Source organism: Streptosporangium oxazolinicum (assembly GCF_039537505.1).
Classification (GTDB): domain Bacteria; phylum Actinomycetota; class Actinomycetes; order Streptosporangiales; family Streptosporangiaceae; genus Streptosporangium; species Streptosporangium oxazolinicum.
Map to the genome: position 1 here is coordinate 355,991 of NZ_BAABAQ010000011.1, position 25,735 is coordinate 381,725.

Below are 25,735 nucleotides of genomic sequence, written 5' to 3' on the forward strand. Positions count from 1 at the left end.
TTCCTCGATGAACAGATGGAAGACGGTCATCGTCGCACTGGCGGTCACCCTGCCAAGCGGCGTGCTGCCGGCCGCTGTGCTTCCCGCCGGCGCGTTGCCGGCCGCCGCCGCGCGATCCGCGGCCCCCCCGATCGGGAACGGCGAGACCCAGCCGATCTACTCACGCGCCGACGCGCTCACCGAGACCGTGTTCGTCGAGGTCGCCGGGGTCGACAGTGACGCCGACGGCCGCCCCGACCGGGTCGCCGTCGACATCATGCGTCCCAAGGAGACCGCCTCGGGGCTGAAGGTCCCGGTCATCATGGAGGCGAGCCCGTACTACGCGGGCGGCAACGACGTGCCCAACCACGTCGTCGACCTCGACGGCTCCGACCCCGCGGGCATGGAGTACCGGCGCAACAAGTTCAACGACCTGCGCGACACGATGTTCGGCGTCGACGGCGACCAGGGCCTCGACGTGAACCGCGCGGCCGCGCCGCCCTTCCGCGGCTACTACGACAACTACTTCGTGCCGCGCGGCTACGCGGTCGCGCTGGTGGAGAACCTCGGCTCGGGACGGGCGACCGGCTGCCCCACGACCGGCCTGGACAACGAGACCGCGGGCCCCAAGGCCGCGATCGACTGGCTCAACGGCCGCGCCCGGGGCTTCGACGCGACCGGCAACGAGATCAGGGCCGACTGGTCCACCGGGAACGTCGGCATGATCGGCGTCTCCTACAACGGCACGCTGCCCAACGCCGTCGCCGCGACCGGGGTCAAGGGGCTCAAGGCGATCGTGCCGATCGCGGCCATCTCCTCCTGGTACGACTACTACCGCGCCAACGGCGGCGTGCTCGCCCCCGGCGGCTACCAGGGCGAGGACGCCGACGTGCTCGCCCGCTACGTCCTGACCCGCGAGAACGCCACGCAGGCCTGCGGCGCGCTGATGGACCGGATCGAGCGGGACCAGGACCGGGTCACCGGCGACTACTCCGGCTTCTGGGACCGGCGCAACTACCTCAACGACGTGAACAAGGTCCGCGCCGCCGTCTTCCTGGTGCACGGCCTCAACGACTGGAACGTCAAGACCAAGCAGGCCGTCCAGTGGTGGGACGCCCTCGCGAAGCGGAACGTGCCCCGCAAGATCTGGCTCCACCAGGGCGCGCACTTCAACCCGTTCTCCTTCGCCGGGCGCAACACCGAGTGGCTGCGCCAGCTCCACCGCTGGTTCGACTTCCACCTGTACGGCCTGCGCAACGGCATCATGGACGAGCCGCAGGCCGACGTGGAGTCGGGCCCGGGACAGTGGGCCCAGCACGCCTCCTGGCCGCTGCCCGGCACCCGTGACGCGCGGCTGCACCTGGCCGCCGGCAAGGACGGCCGCAACGGCACCCTGGGCGCCGACCGCTCCCGGGGCCACACCGTCGAGTCCTTCGTCGACCAGAGCACCCGCACCGCCGAGCGGCTCGCCGAGAACGCCGAGGCCGTCGACCCCAACCGCCTGGCCTACCTGTCGGGCCCCCTGACCCGCGACGCGCGCCTGTCCGGCACCCCCGAGATCTCGGTGCGCGCCGCGTTCAAGGGCGGGCGCTCGCCGTACCTGACGGCGCTGCTCGTCGACTACGGCACCGACGCCCGCGCGTACGGCGACGTCGTCTACGGCGACATCCCGGTCTGCTACGGCCAGGGTGTGCCCGGCGACACCGGCTGCGCCCGGCTGGCCGAGCACGCCACGGTGACCGCCCCCTACAAGATCATTACAAGGGGCTGGCTCGACGTCCGCAACCGCGACTCCGCCTCCAGGACCGAACTCCTGCGCGAGGGCCGCTTCTACGACTTCCGCTTCGACCTCCAGCCGAACGACTACGTCGTCAAGGCCGGTCACCGGATCGGCGTCGTGCTCCTGTCCACCGACCGCGACTTCACCCTGCGCCTGCCCCCGGGGACCGGCGTCTCGGTCGACCCGGCCTCCAGCTCGGTCACCCTCCCGGTCGTCGGCGGGCACCGCGCCCTCGGCTGACGCCCTCCCCCAAGAACACCTGAGCGCACCAGGAGCACGGGTCCCCGGCCCTTTCCCCGGCCGGGGACCCGTGCTCCTGGCGCGCGAGGCCCCGCCGGACCAACTGCTTCCGGCCCTGGGCGAGGGAGGTTCAGGGAGATCATGAGGGAGAACCCTGGCTTGTCCCTGACATCGGGGCTCCGGCCTGCCGCCGGGCCCGGCGGGGGCCTAGCGTGGAGCACATGGGACGAATTCTTCTGATCGTGGCGGCCGTGGTGATCGGCTTCCTGCTGCTGGGCTCGGTTCTGGGCTTCCTCTTCACGCTCCTCAAGTGGGCTCTGATCATCGGCCTGGTGGGCGTGGTGGTCATGTTCGTGAGCAGGCTCTTCCGCTCCTCGAACGCGCGCTACTGACCGGCGCCCGGCGGGACCGGACCCGGCCGGACCGGTGTCCGGCCGCCGCCGGTCCGCCGGGAGCCGCCGGGAGCCGGTCTCGGAGGGGACGCTCGCGGGAGCCGGTGACCCGCCCGGCCGAGGTCGGCGAATGCCATCCGCCCGAGGTCGGCCCTGAGCGCGGCCGGGACCGGGAAGCCGTAGCGCGGAAGCTCGGTCCCCGGCGCCCTCCCGCCGTCTCCGGTCAGTCTCGGGACACGTGCCTCAGCTGGAGGTCGTCGAGCAGGGTCTGGGTCGCGGCGGCCACCGCCTCGACGGCCCGCTCGAAGGCCTCCGCGTTGCGCGTCGACGGGGAGCGGAAGCCCGACACCTTGCGGACGTACTGGAGCGCGGCGGCTCGCACGTCGTCGTCGGTCACATCGCTGGCGTAGGGCTCACGAAGGGTCTTGATACTCCGGCACATGACAGGACGGTACTCCGTCTCGCGCCTCTCCCGAGCCTCCCGCCGTGCCGAAACCACCCCGAGGGGTGCATTCCGCCCCGCCGGAATCGCCCGGCGGAACCTGCCTGCCCCGCCAGCCCGCCCGCCCCGCCGGGTCCGGCTCGTCCACCGGGTCGCGTCGAGGCCGGTCGCCGTCCACCGAGCGCGCCCGTGGCCGGTCCCTCGCCGGGGCGTGTCGAGGCTCCTCGCCGCTCGCCGGATCACACCGGCGCCCACGTGCTCAGCCCTCGCGGTCGTCGCGCTCGCACTGGATCGCGTCGGCGCTCAGGACGGTGTCCAGGAGCCCGGGGAAGAGCGCGTCGAGGTCACGCCGGCGCAGCGCGTTCATCTTGGCCGTGCCCCGGTAGACCTGGTTGATCACGCCCGCCTCGCGCAGCACCCGGAAGTGGTGGGTGGTGGTCGACTTGGTGACCACCAGGTCGATCGCCGAGCAGGGGGCGCCCTCGGCCTCGTCCAGCCGCCACAGGAAGCGCACGATCTGCAGGCGCGTCGGGTCGGACAGCGCGTGCAGCACGCCCTCCAGACGGATCTCCCCGCGCGCGGGGTGCTCCAGGGCTCTGACGGGTGCGGTCGGCACGGTGGCTCCCTCCTGTGGGTCGACTCGATTGTACGAAGGTAATCGTAGTTTGACATCTTTCGTAGTACGTAGGTTATCGTATTAGCCGTGAAGCCGGGGCGCCGCCCCCCGAGATCCCTCCCCCCAGAAGGAGTACGGCCGTGAGCGCCCTGTTCGAGCCCCTGACGTTGAGGTCCCTCACCATTCCCAACCGGGTCTGGATGGCCCCGATGTGCCAGTACTCCGCGGCGGTCGAGGGGCCGGAGCAGGGGGTGCCGACCGACTGGCACCTGTCCCACCTGGCCGCCCGCGCGGTGGGCGGCGCCGGGCTCATCCTGGCCGAGGCCACCGCGGTGACGCCGGAGGGCCGCATCAGCCCGGCCGACCTCGGGCTCTGGAACGATCGCCAGCGGGAGGCGTTCGCCCGCGTCACCCGCCTCCTGCGGGAGCACGGCGCCGTGCCCGGCATCCAGCTCGCGCACGCGGGACGCAAGGCCTCCACCCGCCGCCCCTGGCAGGGCGGCGGGCCCACCGGTCCCGACGAGCACGGCTGGCGGCCGGTCGGGCCGAGCCCGATCCCCTTCGACGACGGCCACCCCACCCCCGCGGAGCTGAGCGACGGCGACATCGACCGGCTCGTGGGCGACTTCGCCGCCGCGGCGCGGCGGGCGCTGGACGCGGGCTTCCAGGTGGCCGAGATCCACGGCGCGCACGGCTACCTGATCGCCGAATTCCTGTCGCCCTTCAGCAACCGCCGCACCGACGCGTACGGCGGCTCGTACGAGAACCGCACCCGGTTCGCGCTCCGGGTCGTCGACGCGGTGCGCGCGGTCTGGCCGGACGAGCTTCCCCTCCTCTTCCGCGTCTCGGCCACCGACTGGCTGGCGGAGGACCCCGCCGACGACCGCGAGGGCTGGAGCGCCGACGACACCGTCCGCCTCGCCAAGGACCTGCTCGCCCACGGCGTCGACCTGCTCGACGTCTCGACCGGCGGCAACGTCGCCGGGGCGCGCATCCCCATGGGGCCCGGCTACCAGGTGCCCTACGCGGCCAGGGTGAAGGCCGAGACCGACCTGCCGGTGGGCGCGGTCGGCGAGATCACCCGGCCCCGGCAGGCAGAGGAGATCATCGCCTCGGGACAGGCCGACGCCGTCCTGCTCGGCCGCGAGCTGCTCCGCACCCCGTACTGGCCGAACCTCGCCGCCCGCGAGCTCGGCGTCGCCGGAGCCCGCTGGCCCGACCAGTACCACCGCGCGGTCTGACCCGGTTTCCGGCCGCCACCCGGCGCGTCCCTCCCGCCGGGCGGGGAGGTGACCCGTCCGGATGAGGGGACGCGCGCGGGTGGGGCGGAAGGCGGCGAACCGGTCCGCCAGGGGGGACGCGGGCCGGTCCGCCCGTCAGGGGGAGTGGCGGTGAGCGGACCGGCCCGCCAGGGGGCGAACCCCCGGGGGTCGAGCGGGCCGGTCCGGGATCATGGGATGGCGCGGCGCAGGGCCACCGCGTCCCGATGGACCGCGCGGGGAGCCTGGCCGTCGATGAGCAGGCGGCGCATCAGGACCGCGACCTCACCCATGGTCTCCGGGCCGAAGCCTCGGCGGGTCACCTCCTGGGTGCCGATCCGCAGGCCCCGCGCGGGCTCGTCGGGAGGCTGCCCCGGCAGGTGGACGCCGCTGAGATAGACACCGCCCTCGGCCAGCAGCCGGGCGGCCTCGTCCCCGCCGCCGAACGCGGCGGCGTCCACCGCCACGTGGTGGGAGACGGTCCAGCCCCGGTGGGCGGCGGCCACGGTGAAGCCCTCGCGGTCCAGCGCCGCGGCCAGTGCCCCGGCGTTGGCGAGGCAGCGGTCGGCGTACCCGGAACCGCCCGCGGCGTGCTCGGCGGCGGCGAGGGCGAGCGGCGCCAGGCGTGAGGCGTCGTAGTTGGCGGTCAGGCCGGGGTAGGCGGCCGACGACACCTGGCGGGCGAGATCCTCGTCGCGGGTCACGACGGCCGCGCCCGGCGGGCCGCCGAAGGACGTGTAGGTGGACATGGTCACCAGGTGCGCGCCCTCGTCCAGCGGACGCTGGAACCGGCCGCCCGCGATGAGCCCCGCCACGTGCGAGGCGTCGTAGACCAGCAGGGCCCCCACCTCGTCGCACGCCGCCCGCAGCGCCGCGACGTCGTACGGGAACAGCATCAGGCTCGCGCCGACCATCACCAGCGTGGGCCGGCGCTCGCGCAGGAACGCGGGCAGGGCCTCGTGGTCGACGTCGAGCCGCCCGGCGTCGTAGGGCAGGTCGGCGACCCGCAGGCCGCGGATCCCGGCGACGCCCTGGGCGTGGTGGCCGGCGTGGCCCCCGGCGGCCTCCGGCAGCACCGCGATCGTGTCGCCGGGGCTGGTGAACGCGCTGTAGCAGGCGAGGTTGGCCAGCGTGGCGCTCTGCAGCCGCACCTCGGCGAACTCCCCGCCCATCAGCGCCGCGACCTGGAGCGGGGCGAGCACCTCCAGCACGTCCAGCTCCTCCAGGCCGGTCTGGTTCTTGTCGCCCGGCCAGCCCATCGACGGGCGGCAGCCCAGGGAGATCTCGTGCGCGGCCCTGGCGCGCTCGCTCATCGTGTTGGTGCCCGCGTACAGCACCACGCCGTCCTCGTCGAGGCGGCCCCGGTGCTCGGCCAGCACCGCGGCGACCAGCCGGGTGACCGCGTCGAGGCCCAGCCCGTCCACCTCGGCCTCAAGCTCGGCCAGGCGCGGCTGTGCCCGAGGCGGGGCCCACGGGGCGACGCGGCTGCGCTCCTCCACGAGGTTCCTTTCACCGGGCGATCGGACGACTCTCACGAGGCGGACTCCCGTGGCTCACGAAGCGGGTCCCCGAAATGAATAAGTGCGACGCTACGGCCCGCGCCAGACCGAGTCATCGTTCCGGCGCCGGAGATACTTCCTACATATGTAGGATTGGAACGTGATAGCGGACGATGTTCAGGATCTGCTGGAGTCTCTTGCCGTCGCCGTGGGCCGGGGCATGTCCGTGGACGACCTGGAGGGCCGGGTCGTCGCGCACAGCGCCCACCACGGGGAGGTCGACCCGGTCAGGGCACAGGCCATCCTCTCGCGGTCGGTTCCCGCGGAGGTGGGGGCCTGGCAGGAGGCGCACGGGGTGGCCGCGACCCGCGATCCGGTCCGGGTCCCGAGAAATCCCGAGCTGGGGATGGCGGCCAGGCTCTGCGTGCCCCTGCTCCACCAGGACCGCCGCGTCGGCTACCTCTGGATCATCGAGGGGCCGGGCCCGCTGAACCCGCAGGAGCAGGACAGGGCCGTGCGTGACGCCGCCGCGATCGCCGCCCTGCTCGACGACGGCGGCAGCTCCCACACCCTGAGCCAGCTGCTCACCGGGGAGATCGGCGTGCGGCGCGCGGCCGGGGTGCTCGGCGAGGGACCGCTGCGCGTCCTGGCGCTGCGGGGCGACCCGGACGGCCTGCGCGAGGCGGTCGGCGCGGAGCTGGCCAGGATACGCCGCCCACCGGCCTTCACGATCCTGGACCGCCACGCCGTGCTGCTGCTGAACCGTGGCGAGGACGCGGCGGCGCTGGGGGAGCGGCTCGCCGCCAGGACCCGCGCGGGCGCCGGGGTCAGCGCGCCGCACCCGGGGCTGGAGTCGGCCGTACGAGCGCACGAGGAGGCGCTCGCCGCGGCCAGGGCCGCCGCGGCGGAACCCGCGCTGCGGCCGGTCGCCCGCTGGCCGGACCTGGGCGTCTACCGGCTGCTCACCGAGCCGATCGCGGGCCAGTCCGGCCCGGCGGGCGGCCCGCTCGACGCGCTGCGCGAGCACCCGGCGCTCCTGGCCACCCTGGAGACCTACCTGGACAGCGGGGGAGACGCGCAGGAGACCGCCAGGCTGCTCCACCTGCACCGCACCAGCCTCTATTACCGCCTCACCAGAATCGAGCACCTGGCCGGCCGCAACCTCAAGAACGGAACCCACAGGTTAGAACTCCATCTCGCGCTGAAGCTCGGTCGCTGGAATGCGGTGTAACGGCCGGATAATCCGGGCACAGCTCTGCGGTGCAGCAGTTGATCAGCGAGATCATGACCGTCGTCGTCGTGCTGATGCTCATTCCGCTGTCGTTAATCCTCGTGTCCGTGGTCGTTCTCGTCGCGCTGGCCGCGTTGGCCCTGGCGACCTCACGGGAGCAGGATGGGAGGACGACATCCCGGAGGTAGTACGGTGCGGCAGCTCAGCGCGGTGGACACGCAGTTCCTGAATTTCGAGACCTCGACGAACGTTGCGAACATCGGGGGGCTCGCGATCCTGTCGGGTGGGTTGTCGCGCGGTGACCTGGTGTCGCTGCTGGCCCGCCGGCTCCACCTGGCCGCGCCCTTCCGCAGGCGGCTCGCCTTCGTCCCGCTCGGCCTGGACCACCCGTACTGGACCGAGGACTCCACGATCGACCTCGACTACCACGTGCGCGAGATCGCGCTGCCCAAGCCCGGCAGCGACAAGCAACTGGGCGAGCAGGTGGCCAGGCTGCACGCCCGCCGCCTCGACCGGCGCCGCCCCCTCTGGGAGATGTACGTGATCCACGGCCTCCGCGGCGGCCGTACGGCCCTCTACATGAAGGTCCACCACGCCGCGGTCGACGGCGTCACCGGCGCCGACGTGCTGGCCGGTCTGCTGGACACCTCCCCAGAGCCCGCCGAGGTCGCGCTGGCACCCGCGGGCGAGCCCGAGGAGGAGATCGACACGGGGGAGATGGTCGTCAGGGGGCTGGCCAGGGCCGTCGTCAACCCGGCCAACACGATACGGTTCCTGATCAACGCCGTCCCGCACCTCGACGAGATCCCGCTGATCTCCCAGGTGCCCGGGGCGGGGCTGGTCTCGCGGCTCACCAGGGACCTGGCCACCTACCTGTCCGGATCCGGGGCCGCCGAAGTGCCCGCCATGCCTCGCATGACCGTTCCCCGCACCCCCTTCAGCGGCAGGATCAGCGCGCACCGGCGGTTCGCCTACACCGCCCTGCCGCTGGAGGACGTCAAGCTGGTCAAGAACGCCTTCGGTGTCACGGTGAACGACGTGGTGATGGCCCTGTGCGCGGGGGCGCTGCGCCAGTGGCTGCTCAAGCACGACGCGCTGCCCGAGCAGCCCCTCATCGCGGGGGTGCCGTTCTCGCTCCGCGTCCCCGGCGACCAGAGCACGGGAAACCAGGTCAGCATCATGATCACCACCCTGGCGACGCAGGTCGCCGACCCGGTGGAACGGCTGCTGGCGGTACGGGACGCCATGCGGCTGATCAAGGATCGCTCGTCGCTCGCCCCGGCGCGCTGGCTCCAGCAGCTCAGCGACATGATGCCCTCCGCGCTGACCGGCCTGGCCTCGCGCGCGGCCTTCAACCTGTTCGCCGGCAGCGCGGGCCCGATCAACGTGGTGATCTCCAACGTGCCCGGCCCGCAGCTCCCCCTCTACGTGAGCGGCGCCAGGCTTCTGGCGTACCACCCGGTCTCCGTCGTGACCGACGCCAGCGGCGGCCTCAACATCACGGTCTTCTCCTACGACGGCTCACTTGACGTCGGCGTGATCGCCTGCCGGGAGATGGTTCCCGATGTGTGGACCGTCACCGACTATCTCAGGGATGCGCTCTTCGAACTCAAGTTCCTCGTTGAGGAGCAGTGACAGGCCGGGGGCGTCCTCGACGAAGCGCAGGGTCTTCTCCAGGCAGACGATCGAGCCCCGCTCCTGCCTTTTGACGAAGCGGATGTCGTCGGCGAGGGCCTGCATGATCAGCAGCCCCCGGCCGTGCTCGGAGGTGGGGGCGGGGGAGGTGGTCTCCGAGAAGTCGAAGCCGTTGCCCGCGTCCACCACCTTGATCACGCAGCGGTCTCTGGACAGCTCGGTGCTGACCATGTAGTCGTCACTGGGGGTGGCATGCTGGATGACGTTGGAACACGCCTCCGAGAGCATGAGCTGGATGTCCTCGCGGATCTGCGGCACCACGCCCAGGGCCTCCAACGAGGAGTCGAGAAGTTGCCTGATCACGGGAACACTCGCAGCGTCACGCGGCAGACGCAACGCGATCGTGGCCTCCACGGTCCCCTCCTTTCACAGCCGATGTAGAAGCCTTGCCCTGGGGACGCCGTCCTAATCGGGGATGGTTGATCGTGTCCCTGGAATGCGGCAATACACGGCAAAGTGCTGCTTCTACGACATGTCATCGGATGTGCGAAGAATTCTCGCCTGGCCGCGGCTGCGCGGCTACGACTCGGGCTACGCGGCTGCGCTTGCGGGGCTCGAACGGGCGCCGCCACCCGGGGCAGGGCACGGAACGCCCACGGGGCGGGGGTCCCGGACCCCCGCCCCGCTTCGGTGATCGACGGCCGCTAGGGCCTGTTTTGTGGATCTTCGCCGTGGCGAGGATCGTCCAGGTGGATGGCCCGCAAGGCGGAGGAGGAGCTCATAACGGAGTTATGGGCGACGACGACAACGCCGCGGGGCGCCGCCTGGGCGACCGCAGTAGGCGAAAAGATCCACAAAACAGGCCCTAACCGGAGAAGGCGTCCGTCGCGGCCTGGCAGAAGGCCTTGAGGTCGTCGGGCTTGCGGCTGGTGATCAGCGTGTTCGGGCCCGAGGCGCAGATCACGACCTCCTGGTCCTCCCAGGTCGCCCCGGCGTTGCGCAGGTCGGTCCGCAGGCTCGGCCAGGACGTGACCTTGCGTCCGCGTACCACGTCAGCCTCGATCAGTGTCCAGGGCGCGTGGCAGATCGCCGCGACCGGCTTGCCCGCGTCGAAGAACCCCTTCGCGAAGCCGACGGCCGCCGGCACGGTCCGCAGGAAGTCGGGGTTGGCGACGCCGCCGGGCAGCACCAGCCCGTCGAAGTCGGCGGCGGAGACCTCCTCGACCGTCGCGTCCACCGGGAAGGTGTCGGCCCGGTCGAGGTGGTTGAACCCCTGGACCTCGCCCCGCTCGGTGGAGATCAGCTTGGGAGTGCCCCCCGCCTGCTTGACGGCCTTCCACGGCTCGGTGAGCTCGACCTGCTCGATACCCTCCGGGGCCACGAGGAATGCGATCGTCTTGCCGTTCAGCATGTCGTCCCCTTCGTTGACGTGCGGTTATATCGTCAAAGGTGTGCCATGCCCGGGGTGCCGGGATCTATGCGAGAGCTGTCGATTCCAGGACGGACCTTGCGTCGGCGGAGACCGGCGGCGGTGAGCCGGACGACGAGCTCGCGCGAGGACACGGCCTCGGCGCCCAGCGCGACGGCTCGCTCGTAGACGGTCTCGGGAACGTCGTAGTGGTCGCGGTCGAACGCCCGGCGCGGCACGCCGAGCAACTCGGCGAAGGCGTGCAGCTCCCCGGTCGAGCTGTCGCTGACCAGGTGTGACCAGAGCAGACCGCGCGGACCCGGCCAGTTGGGCGGGTCGATGAGCACGCTCACCGCCGGGCGAGGTCGAGCGCGACCTCCAGGGCGGCTGCCTGGCGTTCCTCGTCGGAGATCTCCTCGCCCCTGAGCATGAACCCCGAGGCGTGCAGCGCGAACAGGGCCATCGAGTGCCTCAGCTGGGTGGGCAGGGGGTCTTCCGGATCGACGAGGAAGGCGAGCAGCTCGAACATCCGCTCGCGGGTCTTCTCCATCGTCGGGTGGTTCTTGAGCGAGGTCTGGTTGCGCTCGAAGAAGCGCATGATCTCGTGGTGCCTGCCCCGGTGCAGGTCGTCGGAGTAGCGGCGGATCAGCCCCTCGCGCGTCTCGTCGGTGCGCGGCTGGGACCGGGCCCAGGCGATCAGCTCCTCGATCGCCTTCACCCGGTTCTCCGCCAGACTGGCGATGATGTCGTCCTTTGTCTTGAAGTGGTAGTAAAGTGCCGCCTTGGTCACGCCGAGGGCCTCCGCGATCTCGCGGAGCGAGGTGGCCTCGTAGCCCTGCTCGATGAAGAGCTTCAGGGCGATCTCCTGGATGCGCGTCCGTGTGTCGGCGTGTTCCCTCATGGTTCCCTTTACCGAGAAATCAACTTGACGGCCGGCAAGTAAGCGGCCTACATTCCAGCATAGCCGACGCTAGCCGGTCGGCAAGTAAGTAAGATCACAAAACTGGGGGCAAGAAAGTGAAGGAGACCGCGGCCGCGCCGGCGCGGCGCCGCGAGGTCATGGTGGTGCTGCCGGGCCTGATGCTCGCGATGGTCCTGGCCATGCTCGACAACATGATCGTCAGCACCGCGCTGCCCCGCATCGTCGGCGAGTTCGGCGGGCTGACGCACCTGTCCTGGGTGGTGACCGCCTACGTGCTCGGCACCACCGTCTCGACCCCCATCTGGGGCAAGATCGGCGACCTGTACGGCAGGAAGAGCATCTTCCTCGCCTCCATCGCCATTTTCATGGTCGGCTCCGCGCTCTGCGGCATGGCCGGATCCGAGATGCTCGGCGGGCCGTCCGACGGCATGACACAGCTCATCGCCTTCCGCGCGCTCCAGGGCCTGGGAGCCGGTGGCCTGATGGTCAACGCCATGGCGATCATCGGCGACCTCGTCCCGCCCCGTGAGCGCGGCCAGTACCAGGGCATCATGGCCGCCGTGATGTCGCTCGCCATGATCGCGGGCCCGTTCGTCGGCGGCTTCATCACCGACAACCTCGACTGGCGCTGGGCCTTCTACGTGAACCTGCCCGTCGGGTTCGTCGCCCTGGCCCTGCTCGCGGTCAAGCTGCAACTGCCCAAGCTCCGCACCGAGCACCGCATCGACTGGCTGGGCGCGGCGCTGCTCTCGGTCGGCATCACCGCGCTGGTCCTCATCACCACCTGGGGCGGCAACGACTACGCGTGGGGTTCGTGGCAGATCCTCGGCCTGGCGGGGCTCGCCGTGGTCACGCTGGTGCTGTTCGTCCTGGTGGAGCGCCGCGTCGCCGAGCCCATCATGCCGCTCAACGTCTTCCGCGACCGCAACTTCAGCCTGATCTCGGGCGTGGGCTTCCTGCTCGGGTTCGCCATGTTCGGCGCGATCAACTTCCTTCCGCTGTTCCAGCAGACCGTCCAGGGGGCGAGTGCCACCAACTCCGGCCTGCTGCTGCTCCCGATGATGGGCGCCGCCATGGTGGTCTCGCTCTTCGTCGGCCGCGCCATCACCCAGACCGGCAAGTACAAGCTGTACCCGATCCTCGGTGGCGTGGGCATGGCGATCGCCATGTGGCTGCTCTCCCTGATGGACGTCAACACCCCCGCCTGGCAGACCGGCGTCTTCATCGCTGTGCTCGGCGTCGGCATGGGCTTCCTGATGCAGACCACCATGCTGATCGCCCAGAACAGCGTCGAGCAGAAGGACCTCGGCGTCGCCAGCAGCGCCTCGACCTTCTTCCGCTCCATTGGCGGATCGTTCGGCGTCTCGCTGTTCGGCGCGGTCTTCAACAACCAGCTCACCTCGAGCCTGGAGAGCAAGCTGGGCGCCGCGGGCGAGCAGCTCGCCTCCGGAGGCGCCCAGTTCAACCCGGCCGCGCTGCACGAGCTCCCCGCCAACGTGCGGGTCGGCTTCCTGGAGTCGCTGGCCGAGTCGATCTCCAGCGTCTTCTGGTGGGCGATCCTGTTCGCCATCGTGGTGCCGCTGCTGGCGGCCTTCATCAAGGAGATCCCGCTGCGCGGCGGGCCCGAGGCGTCCGGATCCGAGGAGGACGACCGGCTCCCGGTCCCGGCGCTCGACTGACCGGCCGGCGCCAAGTCCCGACCCAGCGATCCCCAAGCCGTCCCCGCCACGATGGGGGACATGAAGACGACCATCCCCACCCCCGCCGGATACCTCACCCGGCGCCCGCTGGCCGGTGACGCCCGCGAGATCCACGAGCTGATCTCGCTCTGTGACACCCAGGTGATCGGCAAGGCCGACATGACCCTGGACGACGTCGCCGACCAGCTGAACGACTCCTCCTTCGACGGGGAGTCCGACGGCTGGCTCGTCCACGACGAGAGCGGGCGCCTGGTGGCGTGGGCCTGGGCCTGCCGCAAGGGCGGCAGCGACAACGTCGACGTCGACGTCGTCGTGCACCCCGCCGCACCGGATCTGACCGGCCCGCTCTGGGACACCGTGACCGAGCGGGCCAGGCAGATCACTACCGAGCTCGGCCACGACCGGGCCGTGGTGGACATCGGCCTCTACCGGGAGGACAGCGGCAAGCGCGCCATCGCCGCCTCCCGAGGCTTCGCCGCCGCCACCAGCTTCATCCGGCTGCGCGCCGACCACGAGGGAACGGTGCCCCGGCCCGAGCTCCCCGCCGGGATGACGGTGCACGACGGGCTCACCGAGGAGGTACGCCGCCAGGGCCACGCCGTGCAGCAGGCCGGTTTCGCCGAGCACTTCGGGTTCACCCCGAAGGACTACGACGAGTGGTACGACGAGCTGGACTCCTCGGTCAACACCGACTGGGCGCAGCTGACGGTGGCCCGCCTCGACGGCGAGCCCGTGGCGATGCTGCTGGGGACCAACGCCTTCCTCGGCGACGAGAATTCCGGCTACGTGCGCCAGCTGGCCGTACTCCCCGCCTTCAGGGGCCGGGGCCTGGGCCGGTTCATGCTGCGTAGGGCGTTCGCCGACGACGCCCGCCGAGGGCGAGTCGGCACCTATCTCCACGTCGACGCCAACAACAGCACGCCCGCCCTCGACCTCTACCTCTCGGTGGGCATGCGCCAGGTGCTGGCCATCGACGTCTGGCGGCGCACGATCTGACCCTCACCACGACTCCGCCACACTCCGCCGCACTCTGCCGTACGGCACCGCGGAGAGGCGGGGCGTCCCCGGCGGCGTGGGCGGGGCCCGCCGTGACCGTCACCCGTCCGGGGTCACCCGGTGCTTGGAGAGGTGGGCCAGCACCGCCTGGTTGGCCTCCCAGCCGTCGGGGAACTTCACCGGCACGCCGAGCTGGACCGGCTCGGACGACGGGTGGGCGTCCAGGAGTTCGGGAATGCCCGCCCTGGCCACCACGACGCAGGCGTGCCGGTGCCGGGAGGTGAGCACGCACAGCCGTCCCGACTCCAGGTGGAACGCGGTGGCGTCGCGGCGCCCGGAGAGCGGGTGCAGCACGATCGTCACGTCGTACTCCCGGCCCTGCAGCCGGTTGGCGGTGTCCACCGTGATCTCCGGGGGCACCCCGGCGGCCCTGATCGCGGCGACCTGGTCGCGGTGCGCGGCGCCGATGGCGATCCGCTCGGCCGTGACGGGATGGCTGCCGCGCTCGGAGTGCGCGACCGGACCCCGCTGGAGCAGCCGCATCGCCAGGACCGCGGTCGCCGCCACGGCCTCCGCGTCGGTGCGCACCGTGTGGCGGCTCGGCAGCTCGTACAGCGCCCACCCCGACACGGCCGCCTCCTCCAGCGCCCGGTCGTGGGAGGTGCGCATGCCGTTCACGGTGAACTCCAGCGCCCGGTCGTCGGGGCCCGTCCCCGCGCGGAACCCGGTGAACGGGTAGAACGCCTCGGAGACCACCGGGGCCGCCGATGCGGGCAGCCGCCAGGAGACCGGCAGCCGGTGCACCGGCAGGTCGGGGTTGTGCCGCAGCAGCACCGAGACCGCGCTCTGCACCGGATCCCACGACAGGCCCGCCCAGCGGTCGCCGTCCACGATGGAGAACGGGTCGAGCTGGCCGGGGTCACCCACGAACAGCGACCGCTCGAACAGCGAGGCGATGCGCAGCAGCTTGTCCGAGCGCATCTGGTACGCCTCGTCGACGATGGCCCAGGGCCAGGTGCGGTCGCCGATCCAGGCCCACTTGTCGGCGGTGGCGATCACCACGGCCGGGTCTCCCAGGTCGGGCAGCTTGCCCGCGACCGAGACGTTGGGGTGGGCGAGGATACGGCCGGGCGTGATGTAGCCGCTCGCCGACAGGCGGCCGATCGGCAGGTCGGGGTGCTCGATCGCGAGCCGCTCCACCAGGTCGTCGACCTGCTCGTTGGTCTGGGCGACGATCATCAGCGGCTCGCCGGTCTCCGCGATGTGCCCCGCCGCCCGCACCACCAGCGTGGACTTGCCCGCGCCGGGCGGCGAGTCCACGACCACGCCGCGATGGCGGGGCAGGTCGGCCAGCACGGCCCCCACCACGGCCGCCGCCTCCTGCTGCGGGGTCATGCCGCACCCCCGTCACGGCTCGCCCCGAGGGGAGCGCACGCGACCGGAAGGGACGCCCCCCGAGGACGCGGGGTCCGGTGAACACTCACAACCACTCCTCCTGCGCGTCGTCGTCACTGGGTTCGTACTCCTGCGGGGGCCCGCCGTGGGTCCACGGCGTCTGCTCCGGGTCGGGCAGCGCCGCCGACGACTGGAAGTCGTCGGTCAGCGAGGTGTAGGAGACCCGCTCACCGGGCTCGGGCACCGAACCGGGGGCCGGTGTCCTGCCCCGCCCCATCCCCTTGGTGACCTTGAGGGTGATCTCCCCGTCCGCGATCTCGACGATCTCGGCGGCGTGACCGCGCCGGTCGGGGCTGCCGACCGTGGTGCCGGGGGAGAGCCGCACCGGGTCGCCGGTCCGTACCGTGATCAGGGGACGGAGCTTGCGCGAGCGGCCCTCACCCTCGCTGTGCTCGGGGTCGGCGGACGTCACCGTCCCGGCGAAGGCCTCACCGCTCAGCCGGTACTCGGCCATGAGCAGCGGGTCGTCGTGGGCCCGCTGCACGTCGTAGCTCGCCCGCGCCCGCTCCAGTCCCGCCAGCCGCGCGGCGGCGCCGACCGCCCCGTCCCTGCGCGCCTGAGGCGGCCCGCCCTCGGCGATCCGCTCGACGAACCGGGTGAACGACCCTCGGTCGATCTCCCAGCGGTCCTTCACCCGCGACCCCTCGGGCAGGGAGCGCAACAGGTTCACACTCCGCCACATCAGCCGCCAGGTGGGTTCGAGCTGGGTACGCAGCGCCTGGCCGATCCGGTCGACGGCGCGATCGGTCGGCGCCTCCTCGTAGGCGCGTATCGCGGGACCGAGCACCTCGTTGTCGAAACCGGGGTCGGTGGCGGGACCGGCCGGAGGCCACAGCAGCGGGTCCTCGGCCTCCTCGGCCGCCCGGCGCCCCGACATTCCCGGCGGCGGATCGATCCACCCCAGCAGCGCCGCCAGATTGGCGTCCTCCAGGCCACTCTGCCCGGTCACCCAGTGCAGGCCCAGCGCCTCGGTGGCCGTGAGCAGCACCGAGGAGCCCGGCTGCCGCGACCGGTCGGTGAAGTAGGTCAGCCACCGGCCGAGCAGCGGCACCGACGGGTGCACCGGGTAGGGGCCGTCGGCCCGGCGGAACCGGGTGGACCGGCCCAGCAGCGCGGTGAACGAGGCCGCGGGCCGGTTCGGCACCAGGATCTGCGGCGCGTCCAGGCACCGCTCGTACGGCTCGCCGCTCTTGCGCTCGACCGTCTCGGTGCTCTTCTCGAACCCCTCGATGTACGGCAGCAGCACCTCGGCCAGCCCGGCGGCGAAGGCGAACCGCAGGTCCCGGTTGCGGGGCTGGGGAACGACGAGCAGCCGGGGATGACCCGGGTCGGTGCCGACCATGGCGGCCAGCGGCGCGGCGGCCTCGCCCGCGAGCTTGAGCGGGATGAGCACCAGCGGCTGGGCGGAGATGTGGCAGTGCCGGACCGTGGTGATCCGCTGCGCGACGCCGTCCCTGACGGCCCGCAGCTGCGCCAGCGCCGTCAGCGCGCTCACCGGCCCCCCTCCGTCCGCCTCGCCGACCCCGCCGGGGCCGGACCGGGCTCGCCGATCCCGATCCCGGTCGCGATTCCGGTCCCGGTCGCGGTGGTTTCTCGCGCGGCCGGTTCTCCCGTCCTCACCGCAGCGACTCCTCGCGCAACCGGTTCGCCAGCCGGAGCAGGCGGGCGATCTCCTCCTGGCCCTCGGCCGGTTCGCGGGTGCCCTCGGCCAGGCCGAGTGCCTCGTCCATGCCGGAGACGCCACCCAGCTGGTCGCGTACCTGGCGCCCGAGCAGGTCGGTGGACCCGCAGACGCGGGCCTCGTGACGGCAGAACATGCACAGGTCGCAGGTCGACAGGCAGTCGGGCGCGTAGCGGGCGGGCACCTGGAGCAGTGCCTGGGCCAGCTCCTCCGCCGAGCGGGTCGGCACGCCGTCCTCGCCGGGGGCCAGGTCGAAGGTGAGATCGCCGGGCAGGCCCTCCAGCAGGCGCTCGACCCTGGTCATCCGGGCGAGCTGGCGGTTGAGGACCGAGAGATGCTTGCGCACGTCGACCAGCGCCGCCGTCGGGCGGTTGGCGAAGTTCTCCGGGCAGACGAGGACCACGTCGTGGGAGACGCGCTCCGGGGCGTGCCCGAGCTCGGCCATGAGCGTGCGCAGCGCCATGACGTAGACCGCCGCCTGCCGCGCCGCCGCCGCGACCTTGTCCGGCTCGGCCTGGCCGTCGATCACGCTGAACGACTTGATCTCGACGATGTGGAAGCGCCCCCCGATCTGGAAGGCCACCACGTCGGGCTCCAGGTACGAGGTGTGCCCGGCGATCTCCAGGCTGAACAGCGGGTGGTCGTAGAACACCGCGGTCCCGTCGTCCTCGCGCGCCGCGCGGTCGATCAGCGCCCGGGTGTGCGAGTGGCGCAGGTGGGAGCCGACGCTCTCCACGTCCCGGTAGCCGACCTGGGCGACCTCCAGGCCGAGCAGCTCGCGCAGGAGCCGCAGCAGCTCGGCGCAGCCGTTCTCCTTCACCAGCGACTCGAACACGTTTCCACGGGTGATCGCGAACTGGGACTGGCCGAACGGCGCGGGGAAGCCGACGTGCCGGGCCGTGAGGTCCTTGTCGATCCCCGCGGCGTCCATCACCGCCCGGCGCGCGCAGCCGGGGTTGGCGGCCAGCGCCGCGATGGCCCGCGCGTCGTGCGGGTGGGACGGCATCGGCCCGCGCAGCTCGTCAAGCCTGTTCAGGAATGACCTCTCCCCGAGCTTGTTCATGAGCCGGTCTCCCCGTCCAGCCTGGTCTTCAACAGGCCCCCCTCAAGGTGTTCATCGCGGTGGCGCCGAACAGGCGCTCCACGTCCGGTAGTTGCCTCGTCGCCCGCGCCGCCACCTCGGCCCGCTGCGCCGAGTCGGCGGCCAGGTGCACCTCCAGCTCGGCCCGCGCCGCGCGGATCGCGGTCGCCGGGTCGGCCGGGGCGAAGCCCTCGACGGCGCCCGGGATGTTCTGCGCCATCCGCGACAGCAGCCGCACCGCCCCCGAGGGCGGCTCCGCCAGCCGCGTCAGGTGCTCGGCGACGCGCATGGCCGAGGTGAGGAAGTCGACGCGCGGGCTCAGCGGCCCCAGCACCCGCAGCTCGGGGGGCCACGTGCTGTCGGCGAGCAGCCCCCGCGCGGGGGAGAGGCGGTCGGTCAGCGCGGCGCACAGGTAGTACGGCCTGGCGTAGGGGTCGCCGCGGAACGAGCGCTCCTCGTCGCGCCGCAGGCTGGTCAGCTGGGAGCCGCGCAGCTCACGGGAGAAGAAGGCGTCGTTCACCGCCACGATCAGCTTGGCCGACGTCGGCACGCCCAGCATGGCCAGTGCCTGGTGCACCTGTTCCCTGATGGGCAGCAGCGGGGTCTCGGGGTCGTGCGGCGGTGCCGGGGCCTCGGAGGTTATCGCCGCGTCCCACGCCTGTTCCGCCCTGCGCAGGTCCCCGCGCAGCGACCGGGCGAGCGAGTTCTCCCTCGCCTTGACCGCCCGTCGCACCTCGGCGCGCAGGTCGGCTATTCGCCGTTCCAGCGCGTCCAGTGGATCACTCACGGCTCGGAGCGTAACAGGAGTTCCACCAGCCTCCCGCGAATTCCAGCGAATTCCAGCATTAAACCGGATCATGTAGTGGCAGTAACCGGACAAAAGGGGCATTTAATGCGAAACCCATCGTCTGGCCCGGCGCGGACCGAATAGTGGGTGCGATATCGCGCGTCGGCCCGACGCGGGGCGCGCTCGTCTCGGCGGCTGCGATCCGGTGGCGCGTGGCCGCCTCGTACTCCGCCGGACGGGCCCGCTCGCCGTCGAGTCCCGTGCCGGTCCGCCGCGCGCCACCCCTGAAAACTTAACCCGGTTAATGCTCCTGTTAGGTTGAAACGCGTGACAGGGCTCCGTGAACGTAAGAGACGGCAGGTCCACGAGGCGATCTCGGCGGCGGCGATCACGCTCTTCCTGGAGCGTGGATTCGACGAGGTGCCGGTCGCGGAGGTGGCGGCGTCGGCGGGGGTCTCCAAGCCGACTCTGTTCAAGTACTTCCCGGCGAAGGAGGACCTCGTCCTGCACCGCATCTCCGACCACCGGGGAGAGGCCGCCCGGGTCGTCCGCGAGCGCGGGGCGGGCGAGGCGCCGCTGGCGGCGCTGCACCGGCACTTCCTGGCCGGGCTTGAGCGGCGCGATCCCGTGACGGGGCTCAACGACCATCCCGAGGTGCTCGCCTACCACCGGATGATCTTCTCCACGCCCAGTCTCGCGGCCCGGGTCCTGCACCACATGGCCTACGACGAGGAGGCTCTCGCCGCCGCGCTCGCCGAGGACACGGACGAGCTCACCGCGCTGCTCGTCGCCGGTCAGGTCCTCGCCGCGCAGCGGGTGCTGGCCCGGCGGAACTGGCTGACCCTGGTCGAGGGGACGACGGCCGAGAGAGCCTACCCCTCGGCCGTCGCCGCCGCCGACCGCGCGTTCGCGCTGCTCCCCGTACTTCCCTGAACCTTCCCGAACGTCCCTGAACGCGCGGTGCCGGGACGTATCCCAGCCCCCGGGGTCTAGCCTTCGACCTCCGTGCGGTCGGCCGACCACAGGGTGTGGAAGGAGCCCTCGCGGTCCACCCGCTCGTAGGTGTGCGCGCCGAAGAAGTCACGCTGACCCTGGATCAGCGCCGCGGGCAGGCGCTCGGCGCGCAGCCCGTCGTAGTAGGCCAGCGCGGTCGAGAAGCCGGGCGCCGGGATGCCCAGTTCCGCGGCCTTCGACACCACCCGCCGCCACGAGTCCTGAGCCAGGGTGAGCGCGTCGGCGAAGTACGGGGCCGCGAGCAGGGTGACCGGCTTGTCCTGCGCCGCGTACGCCTCGCGGATGCGGTCGAGGAAGACGGCGCGGATGATGCAGCCGCCCCGCCAGATCGTGGCCAGCGCACCGAGGTCGAGGTCCCAGCCGTACTCCGTGCTGCCGACCCTGAGCTGGTCGAACCCCTGGGCGTAGGCGACGATCTTCGAGGCGTACAGCGCCCGCCGCACGTCCTCGGCGAAGTCCTCGCCGACGGCCCCGGCGGGCACGCCCGACGGGCCCGGCAGGCCGCGCGCGGCCTGCCGCAGGTCCGCGTGGCCGGACAGGGAACGGGCGAACACCGCCTCGGCGATGCCGCTCACCGGAACGCCCAGGTCCAGCGCGATCTGCACCGTCCACCGGCCGGTGCCCTTCTGCTCCGCCCGGTCGGCGATCACGTCGACGAGCGGCTTGCCCGTGGCCGCGTCGACCTGGCGCAGCACCTCGGCGGTGATCTCGATCAGGTACGAGGACAGCTCACCCTCGTTCCACTCCGCGAAGATGTCCGCGAGCTCCGCCGGGGTCCGGCCGAGTCCCTGCCTGAGCAGGTCGTAGGCCTCGGCGATGAGCTGCATGTCGGCGTACTCGATGCCGTTGTGCACCATCTTCACGAAGTGCCCGGCACCGTCGGGGCCGATGTGCGTGCAACAGGGCACGCCGTCCACCTTCGCCGCGATGTCCTCCAGCAGCGGGCCCAGCGCCTGGTACGACTCCTTCGAGCCGCCGGGCATGATGCTCGGCCCGAGCAGCGCGCCCTCCTCCCCGCCGGAAACCCCCGCGCCGACGAAGTGGAGGCCACGCTCGCGCAGCGCGGCCTCGCGCCTGCGCGTGTCGAGGAAGTGCGCGTTCCCGCCGTCCACGAGCATGTCGCCCGGCTCCAGCAGGGGGGCGAACTCCTCGATCACCGCGTCGGTGGGCGCACCCGCCTTGACCATGATCAGAATGCGCCGCGGGCGTTCCAGCGCCGCGACGAACTCCTCGGGAGTCTCGCAGGGGACGAAGGTCCCCTCGTGCCCGTGTTCCTCGATCAGTGCCTTGGTCCTATGCTGGGACCTGTTGTGTACCGCTACCGAGTGTCCGTGCCTGGCCAGGTTGCGGGCGAGGTTCGCCCCCATGACGGCCAGTCCTGTCACACCGATCTGAGCCTGAGTCATCTCTGACACTCCTTTGTCGTGTCCAAGAATGCCAGTCTGCACCCACCGCCGATCAACGGTACGAAGAGGGCACCGGCGAAAGGGCACCGGCCCCGTACGGTTTCGCGAATCGCCGGTCCCCTCGGGGTTCCCGCGTCCGGCGGGATCGGGGGCGCGATCGACCGGCCCCGCGACTGCCCGCATGCCGGTGCCGGGAGGCCGGAGCGGGGGTCTCCGGTGGAATCCCCGGGATCAGCGGCGGAACAGGGTCCCGGGGTCCTCCGAGCCGAGAACCCCGCCCAGGCAGCGATAGGTCCGCGCGCCGCCCTGGAACTGCTCCTTCGAGGGCGGCAGGACCGTGCTCCGCCACCTGGTCCGGCTGATCCCACGGGCGTCGCCGTACCGGGAGGAGAGCATGATCTGCGCCGAGCACACCTTCTTCACCGTCGGATGCATCTCCAGGGCCGCCAGGTCGTAGGTGAGCGAGTCCCGCGGCAGCGGGGCGATCGCGTACGTCTCCCACGAGTGGGACTCCTCGCAGCCGATCCGCTTGGCCGTGGTGTCGCCCGCGATCGCGACGAGACCGCCCCAGCACTCGGCCTCCGCCACGCACGCGGCTCCCGCGCCCGCCACCGCCGTGGCGGGGCAGGCGGTCGTGACAGTGGGGACCTCGGAAACCTCGCGCGCGGAGGACGTGTCCGCCTCCGGTGCCGCGCTCCCGCCGGTCTCGCCGCTGCCGCCGCTCTGGAGGGCTCGCTGCCCGGTGGGCGGGGCCTGGTCGCGCCCCTCGACGTACATGAGCCCGACCCCGGCCAGCAGCAGGATCGCGAAGGCCGCGGCCACCGCGACGAAGACCCGCACGTTCGACGAGGCGGGATGCGCCGGAGCCACCGAGGGAGACTGGGTACCGGAGAGCCCCTTCACACCCGGCGACGTCAGATGCGACCGCACCACATCCCCACCCGACGGTGTGGCGTACGGCGATACGGGCGCCGATGCCTGCCCCGGCGGTGTGGCGTACCGCGACGCCGATGCCGACCCCTGCCCCGGCATCGGGGGAGACCCCGGCACCGGGGGAGAGAGGGCGGGACGCGGGGCGCGGGACCGGTGGGCCGGGCCGCTCCCCTCCAGGCGCAGGTCCGTGAGGGCGTCGCGCAGCGCGGCCACCGAGGGGGTACGCCGCGCGGGGTCGGTGGCCATGGCCTCTCTGAGCACGGCGGTCAGCTCCGGCGGCACCCCCGGGATCTCGGGGATCGGCAGGCGGTGCAGGGCCATGATGACCGCGATGTTGACCACGCCGCTCTCGGGGAAGCGCGGCGGGCGCCCGGAGAGCAGCGCGTACAGCGTGGCGGCGAGGGAGTAGACGTCGCCGGCGGCGGCGGGTTCGGTCAGCTCGAACGCCTCGGGCGGGGCGTAGGCGGGGGTGAGGGACTCCCGGGTCACCGACGCCTCGCTGCCCGAGGACGGCATGGTGGCCAGGCCGAAGTCGGAGAGCACCACGTTGCCGTACCGGTTGATCAGGATGTTGGCGGGCTTGATGTCACGGTGCAACACCCCGGCGGCGTGCGCGGCCGACAGCGCGTCGGCGATCCGGACGCCGATGTCGGCGACCTCCGCCGGAGGCAGCCGCTTCTCGGCCCGCATCCGGTCCAGTAGCGACCCGCCGGGACACAGCTCCAGGACCATGTACGGCCGGCCGTCGGGCAGGACCCCCGCGTCGTAGACATGGGCGACGTGCGGGTGACCGGAGAGGGCACCGGCCGAGGTCACCTCACGCATGAAGCGGCGCCGGTCCCGCTCGGAGACCAGCACCCGGTTGTCCACCTTGAGCGCGACCTCGCGCTCCACCGCCAGCTGCCTGGCCCGGTAGACGATCCCGAAACCGCCCTGGCCGAGCACCCCGGACACCTCGTATCCCGGTACCGCAAAGGCGCCAGCTCCGCCCACCCGTCACCTCCTGAAGACGAGCGGCAGATTACCGGAGTTTTTACTGCGAACTACGTGTGTATTCCCTTATCCCCAGTCAGCGAATGGCGCCCGTGACCGGCGGGACATTCGTCATGCCTGGTCGGGCAGGCGGCGTTCGTGACTTGTGGGGTTTTTGTCATGCTCGGTCGGATGGACGGTGTCCGTGATTGGTGGGGCGTCCGTCATGACTGGTCGGGTGGACGGTGTCCGTGACCGGTGGGGTGTCCGTCGCCGAGTTCCGCCAGGAGCGCGTCCCAGCGTGCGCCGATGACGTCGAGACCGTACTCGGCGGCCGTCAGCACCGCGTTGCCGCCGAGTTCGCGACGCAGCTCACGGTCCTCGATCAACCGGCAGAGCGCCTCGGCGAGCGCCGCGGGCCGCTTCCGCGGGACCAGCAGCCCGTTGTGCCCGTGCGTGACGACCTCCCCGGGGCCGTGCGGGCAGTCGAAGCTCACCACCGGCACCCCCTTGCTCATCGCCTCCAGGATCGTCATGCTGAATCCCTCGTAGCGCGAGCTGACGACGTGGATCGACGACCTGGCCAGCTCCAGGCCGATCTCCGGCGAGCTGCCCATGAGCAGCATCGTGTCCGACAGCCCGGCCTCCTCGATCCTGTCGCGGAGCCTCCGCTCGGCCTCGGGCCTGCCGCGCCCGTAGAGGCGCAGTACCCAGTCGGGGTGCGCCTCGGACACCGGCTTCCACGCCTTGACCAGCAGGTCGAAGCCCTTGGCGTACACCATCCTGCCGACGGCGATCACGACCTTCTCGTCCAGCCTCGAGATGTCGCCGGTCAGCGCGGTCACGGCGTTCGGGATGTGCAGCAGCCGCTCCGGGGGCGCCTTCAGCGCCCTGCGGTAGTGCTCCAGATCCGTCCGGGTGAGGGTGACGAAGGCGTCCAGCCTGCCGTAGCGCCGCTTGATGAGCCGGACGACCTCCGGGGCGTGCACCTCCAGGGCCACATGCTCCTGGCCGACGGTGATGACACCCGGCGGCGCGAACAGCGCGGTGATCAGGTTGAATCCCGGCCGGGTGGAGATCAGCACGCCGGTGCGCATGGACCGCAGGAAACGGACCGTGAGCAGGTCCGTCCGGAGCGAGACCGCCCGGTGGATGTTCTCCTGCCTCGGGATCAGGACACTCGGCAGGCGCGACAGCAGCCGAGCCACCGGACCCCGCCGCCGGGTCCTGTCGTCAAGGAACGACACCCGCACGCCCGGCGGGATGGGGAAGAACGGCTCCTTCGCCGTCCGGACCACACTGACGATCTCCACGTCGCGCTCGCGCGCCAGGTGACCCGCCAGGTTGAGCACGGTCCTGATCGTGCCGCCCATCCCGTACGCGTGCTGCAGCAGGATGCGGATCGTTCCGGTGTCGGGCGCCGGAGCGTGCCGTGCCCGCCTCGCGTTGAGCACTCGCAGCAGCCGGAACGCCGCGCGCATGGCCTGTCTCCGGACCTTCCCCGATGTCCCCGGCATTCTGAGAGCCCCCCGCTTCCCGCCCCTGATTCCTCACCTTCCCGGAGCCGCTTTCCCTTAAAGCGCGCGCACAACGACATCCTGATCACTGTCCGGCAAGCTGTTTGTGCTTCCGGTGCTCTTGTTTCCCGCCGCTCGTCATTCGCCGAAGCGGGACAGCCGGTCATGTACCCACGCGAACAGGCCGGGGTGGTTGACGGTCCGCGTGCCCGTGAAGACCGTGGGACGGGGCTGCGAACCCCGCGATGACTTCCCGTCGGGCCGAGAAGCGGTCCATGAGCGGTAGCGGTTAAGGATCACCACCACGCGAGCGTGCGGCGAGTCGTCCGCTCCGGGTAGCCGGTTTTCCCTCGGGGGCGCGGTTGATTTGACGATGCGGGTCGGTGTTCATACAGTTCACCAGACCCGAGGGAGACGGCGGTGACGCCGGGGCCTCGGGACCCTCTCTACGCGATCTTCCTCCCCACGGGATCTTTGTCTCCAAAGGGGCCTGATTCGACACGAATCAGACGATCGGGTAGGTTAGAACGGTTGCCCCGAAAGGGGAGGCTGTAAATTCTGAAACAGGTAAGCCGGATCGGGTCGGTTTGACACGAAAAAGCGGGCCTGAAAGAATAACGGCACAACGAAAGAACAGAACAAAATAAAACGAACGCCCTGGAATTCTACTCGGCTGGTTGGTCGGGTCTGGGTGATGGTGTACGCGTCCGTTTCTTGAGAACTCAACAGTGTGTTAAAAGCCAGTGCATGAAGCACAACCCCGTCCTACCACCCTATCGGGGTGGGGGAT

23 protein-coding genes are annotated in these 25,735 nt (G+C 71.5%); 9 read left to right on the forward strand and 14 right to left on the reverse strand.

All coding sequences use genetic code 11. The features are described from left to right. The first annotated feature begins 7 nt into the window (after positions 1 to 7). Both ABD817_RS27925 and ABD817_RS27930 read left to right on the forward strand, forming a co-directional pair. Positions 8 to 1,999 carry a Xaa-Pro dipeptidyl-peptidase gene (locus ABD817_RS27925; RefSeq protein WP_344921153.1) on the forward strand — a complete coding sequence of 664 codons (1,992 nt, stop codon included), beginning with the start codon at positions 8 to 10 and terminating at the stop codon, positions 1,997 to 1,999. Positions 2,000 to 2,220: 221 nt separating this feature from the next. Further along, positions 2,221 to 2,391 carry a hypothetical protein gene (locus tag ABD817_RS27930; RefSeq protein WP_344921154.1) on the forward strand — a complete coding sequence of 57 codons (171 nt, stop codon included), beginning with the start codon at positions 2,221 to 2,223 and terminating at the stop codon, positions 2,389 to 2,391. Between the two features lie 223 nt (positions 2,392 to 2,614). Here ABD817_RS27930 and ABD817_RS27935 read toward each other — a convergent pair whose 3' ends face one another. After that, complete coding sequence (locus tag ABD817_RS27935; protein WP_344921155.1) at positions 2,615 to 2,833, reverse strand: DUF2277 domain-containing protein; 219 nt, start codon at positions 2,831 to 2,833, stop codon at positions 2,615 to 2,617. A gap of 259 nt (positions 2,834 to 3,092) precedes the next feature. Beyond that, positions 3,093 to 3,449 (reverse strand): ArsR/SmtB family transcription factor, encoded by a 357-nt coding sequence (locus ABD817_RS27940; RefSeq protein ID WP_344921156.1) that lies wholly within the window; start codon positions 3,447 to 3,449, stop codon positions 3,093 to 3,095. Between the two features lie 140 nt (positions 3,450 to 3,589). Between ABD817_RS27940 and ABD817_RS27945 the strand changes: the two genes are divergently transcribed. Further along, positions 3,590 to 4,690, forward strand: coding sequence for an NADH:flavin oxidoreductase/NADH oxidase (locus tag ABD817_RS27945; RefSeq protein WP_344921157.1), 1,101 nt, complete (start codon positions 3,590 to 3,592; stop codon positions 4,688 to 4,690). A gap of 209 nt (positions 4,691 to 4,899) precedes the next feature. Here ABD817_RS27945 and ABD817_RS27950 read toward each other — a convergent pair whose 3' ends face one another. Beyond that, entirely contained in the window at positions 4,900 to 6,207 is a 1,308-nt protein-coding gene (locus ABD817_RS27950; RefSeq protein WP_344921158.1) for an aminotransferase class I/II-fold pyridoxal phosphate-dependent enzyme, read from the reverse strand. A 160-nt stretch (positions 6,208 to 6,367) separates the two neighbouring features. On the opposite strand from ABD817_RS27950, the gene ABD817_RS27955 reads away from it, so the two are divergent. The 3 genes from ABD817_RS27955 to ABD817_RS27965 are packed head-to-tail and all read left to right on the forward strand — an operon-like array spanning position 6,368 to position 9,073. Further along, on the forward strand, positions 6,368 to 7,438 hold the full coding sequence (locus tag ABD817_RS27955) for a PucR family transcriptional regulator (protein WP_344921159.1): 1,071 nt from the start codon (positions 6,368 to 6,370) through the stop codon (positions 7,436 to 7,438). 29 nt (positions 7,439 to 7,467) lie between these two features. After that, the gene (locus ABD817_RS27960; protein ID WP_344921160.1) at positions 7,468 to 7,626 is read left to right on the forward strand and encodes a hypothetical protein; all 159 of its coding nucleotides are present in this window, start codon (positions 7,468 to 7,470) and stop codon (positions 7,624 to 7,626) included. 4 nt (positions 7,627 to 7,630) lie between these two features. Next, positions 7,631 to 9,073, forward strand: a complete 1,443-nt coding sequence (locus tag ABD817_RS27965; RefSeq protein ID WP_344921161.1) for a WS/DGAT/MGAT family O-acyltransferase — start codon at positions 7,631 to 7,633, stop codon at positions 9,071 to 9,073. On the opposite strand, the gene ABD817_RS27970 is transcribed toward ABD817_RS27965, so the two are convergent. The 4 genes from ABD817_RS27970 to ABD817_RS27985 form a co-directional block, all read right to left on the reverse strand. After that, positions 8,960 to 9,487, reverse strand: a complete 528-nt coding sequence (locus ABD817_RS27970; RefSeq protein WP_344921162.1) for an ATP-binding protein — start codon at positions 9,485 to 9,487, stop codon at positions 8,960 to 8,962. The two genes, ABD817_RS27965 and ABD817_RS27970, sit on opposite strands and share 114 nt — an antisense overlap. A gap of 451 nt (positions 9,488 to 9,938) precedes the next feature. After that, positions 9,939 to 10,484, reverse strand: a complete 546-nt coding sequence (locus ABD817_RS27975) for a type 1 glutamine amidotransferase domain-containing protein (protein WP_344921163.1) — start codon at positions 10,482 to 10,484, stop codon at positions 9,939 to 9,941. 32 nt (positions 10,485 to 10,516) lie between these two features. Beyond that, on the reverse strand, positions 10,517 to 10,834 hold the full coding sequence (locus ABD817_RS27980; RefSeq protein WP_344921164.1) for a DUF4031 domain-containing protein: 318 nt from the start codon (positions 10,832 to 10,834) through the stop codon (positions 10,517 to 10,519). After that, the gene (locus ABD817_RS27985) at positions 10,831 to 11,382 is read right to left on the reverse strand and encodes a TetR/AcrR family transcriptional regulator (RefSeq protein ID WP_344921165.1); all 552 of its coding nucleotides are present in this window, start codon (positions 11,380 to 11,382) and stop codon (positions 10,831 to 10,833) included. The genes ABD817_RS27980 and ABD817_RS27985 overlap by 4 nt, the downstream gene beginning before the upstream one ends. A 116-nt stretch (positions 11,383 to 11,498) precedes the next feature. On the opposite strand from ABD817_RS27985, the gene ABD817_RS27990 reads away from it, so the two are divergent. Further along, positions 11,499 to 13,082, forward strand: coding sequence for an MDR family MFS transporter (locus ABD817_RS27990; protein ID WP_344921166.1), 1,584 nt, complete (start codon positions 11,499 to 11,501; stop codon positions 13,080 to 13,082). A gap of 60 nt (positions 13,083 to 13,142) precedes the next feature. Further along, positions 13,143 to 14,099 (forward strand): GNAT family N-acetyltransferase, encoded by a 957-nt coding sequence (locus tag ABD817_RS27995; protein WP_344921167.1) that lies wholly within the window; start codon positions 13,143 to 13,145, stop codon positions 14,097 to 14,099. Between the two features lie 99 nt (positions 14,100 to 14,198). Here the strand turns inward: ABD817_RS27995 and ABD817_RS28000 are convergent, their stop codons facing one another. From ABD817_RS28000 to ABD817_RS28015, 4 genes are all read right to left on the reverse strand, one after another. Next, on the reverse strand, positions 14,199 to 15,494 hold the full coding sequence (locus ABD817_RS28000) for an AAA family ATPase (RefSeq protein WP_344921168.1): 1,296 nt from the start codon (positions 15,492 to 15,494) through the stop codon (positions 14,199 to 14,201). Between the two features lie 85 nt (positions 15,495 to 15,579). Further along, complete coding sequence (locus tag ABD817_RS28005; RefSeq protein WP_344921169.1) at positions 15,580 to 17,049, reverse strand: hypothetical protein; 1,470 nt, start codon at positions 17,047 to 17,049, stop codon at positions 15,580 to 15,582. Between the two features lie 121 nt (positions 17,050 to 17,170). Beyond that, positions 17,171 to 18,298: a hypothetical protein gene (locus ABD817_RS28010; protein WP_344921170.1), complete on the reverse strand. Its 1,128-nt coding sequence runs from the start codon at positions 18,296 to 18,298 to the stop codon at positions 17,171 to 17,173. A gap of 28 nt (positions 18,299 to 18,326) precedes the next feature. After that, positions 18,327 to 19,103 (reverse strand): hypothetical protein, encoded by a 777-nt coding sequence (locus ABD817_RS28015; RefSeq protein WP_344921172.1) that lies wholly within the window; start codon positions 19,101 to 19,103, stop codon positions 18,327 to 18,329. 327 nt (positions 19,104 to 19,430) lie between these two features. Between ABD817_RS28015 and ABD817_RS28020 the strand changes: the two genes are divergently transcribed. After that, positions 19,431 to 20,036 carry a TetR family transcriptional regulator gene (locus tag ABD817_RS28020; RefSeq protein WP_344921173.1) on the forward strand — a complete coding sequence of 202 codons (606 nt, stop codon included), beginning with the start codon at positions 19,431 to 19,433 and terminating at the stop codon, positions 20,034 to 20,036. A gap of 56 nt (positions 20,037 to 20,092) precedes the next feature. Here the strand turns inward: ABD817_RS28020 and gndA are convergent, their stop codons facing one another. The 3 genes from gndA to ABD817_RS28035 all read right to left on the reverse strand — a co-directional run bounded on the left by gndA (position 20,093) and on the right by ABD817_RS28035 (position 24,909). Then, entirely contained in the window at positions 20,093 to 21,523 is a 1,431-nt protein-coding gene (gene gndA / locus ABD817_RS28025; protein ID WP_344921174.1) for an NADP-dependent phosphogluconate dehydrogenase, read from the reverse strand. A gap of 231 nt (positions 21,524 to 21,754) precedes the next feature. Further along, on the reverse strand, positions 21,755 to 23,410 hold the full coding sequence (locus tag ABD817_RS28030; protein WP_344921175.1) for a serine/threonine-protein kinase: 1,656 nt from the start codon (positions 23,408 to 23,410) through the stop codon (positions 21,755 to 21,757). Positions 23,411 to 23,652: 242 nt separating this feature from the next. Then, entirely contained in the window at positions 23,653 to 24,909 is a 1,257-nt protein-coding gene (locus ABD817_RS28035; protein WP_344921176.1) for a glycosyltransferase family 4 protein, read from the reverse strand. Positions 24,910 to 25,735: the final 826 nt, after the last annotated feature.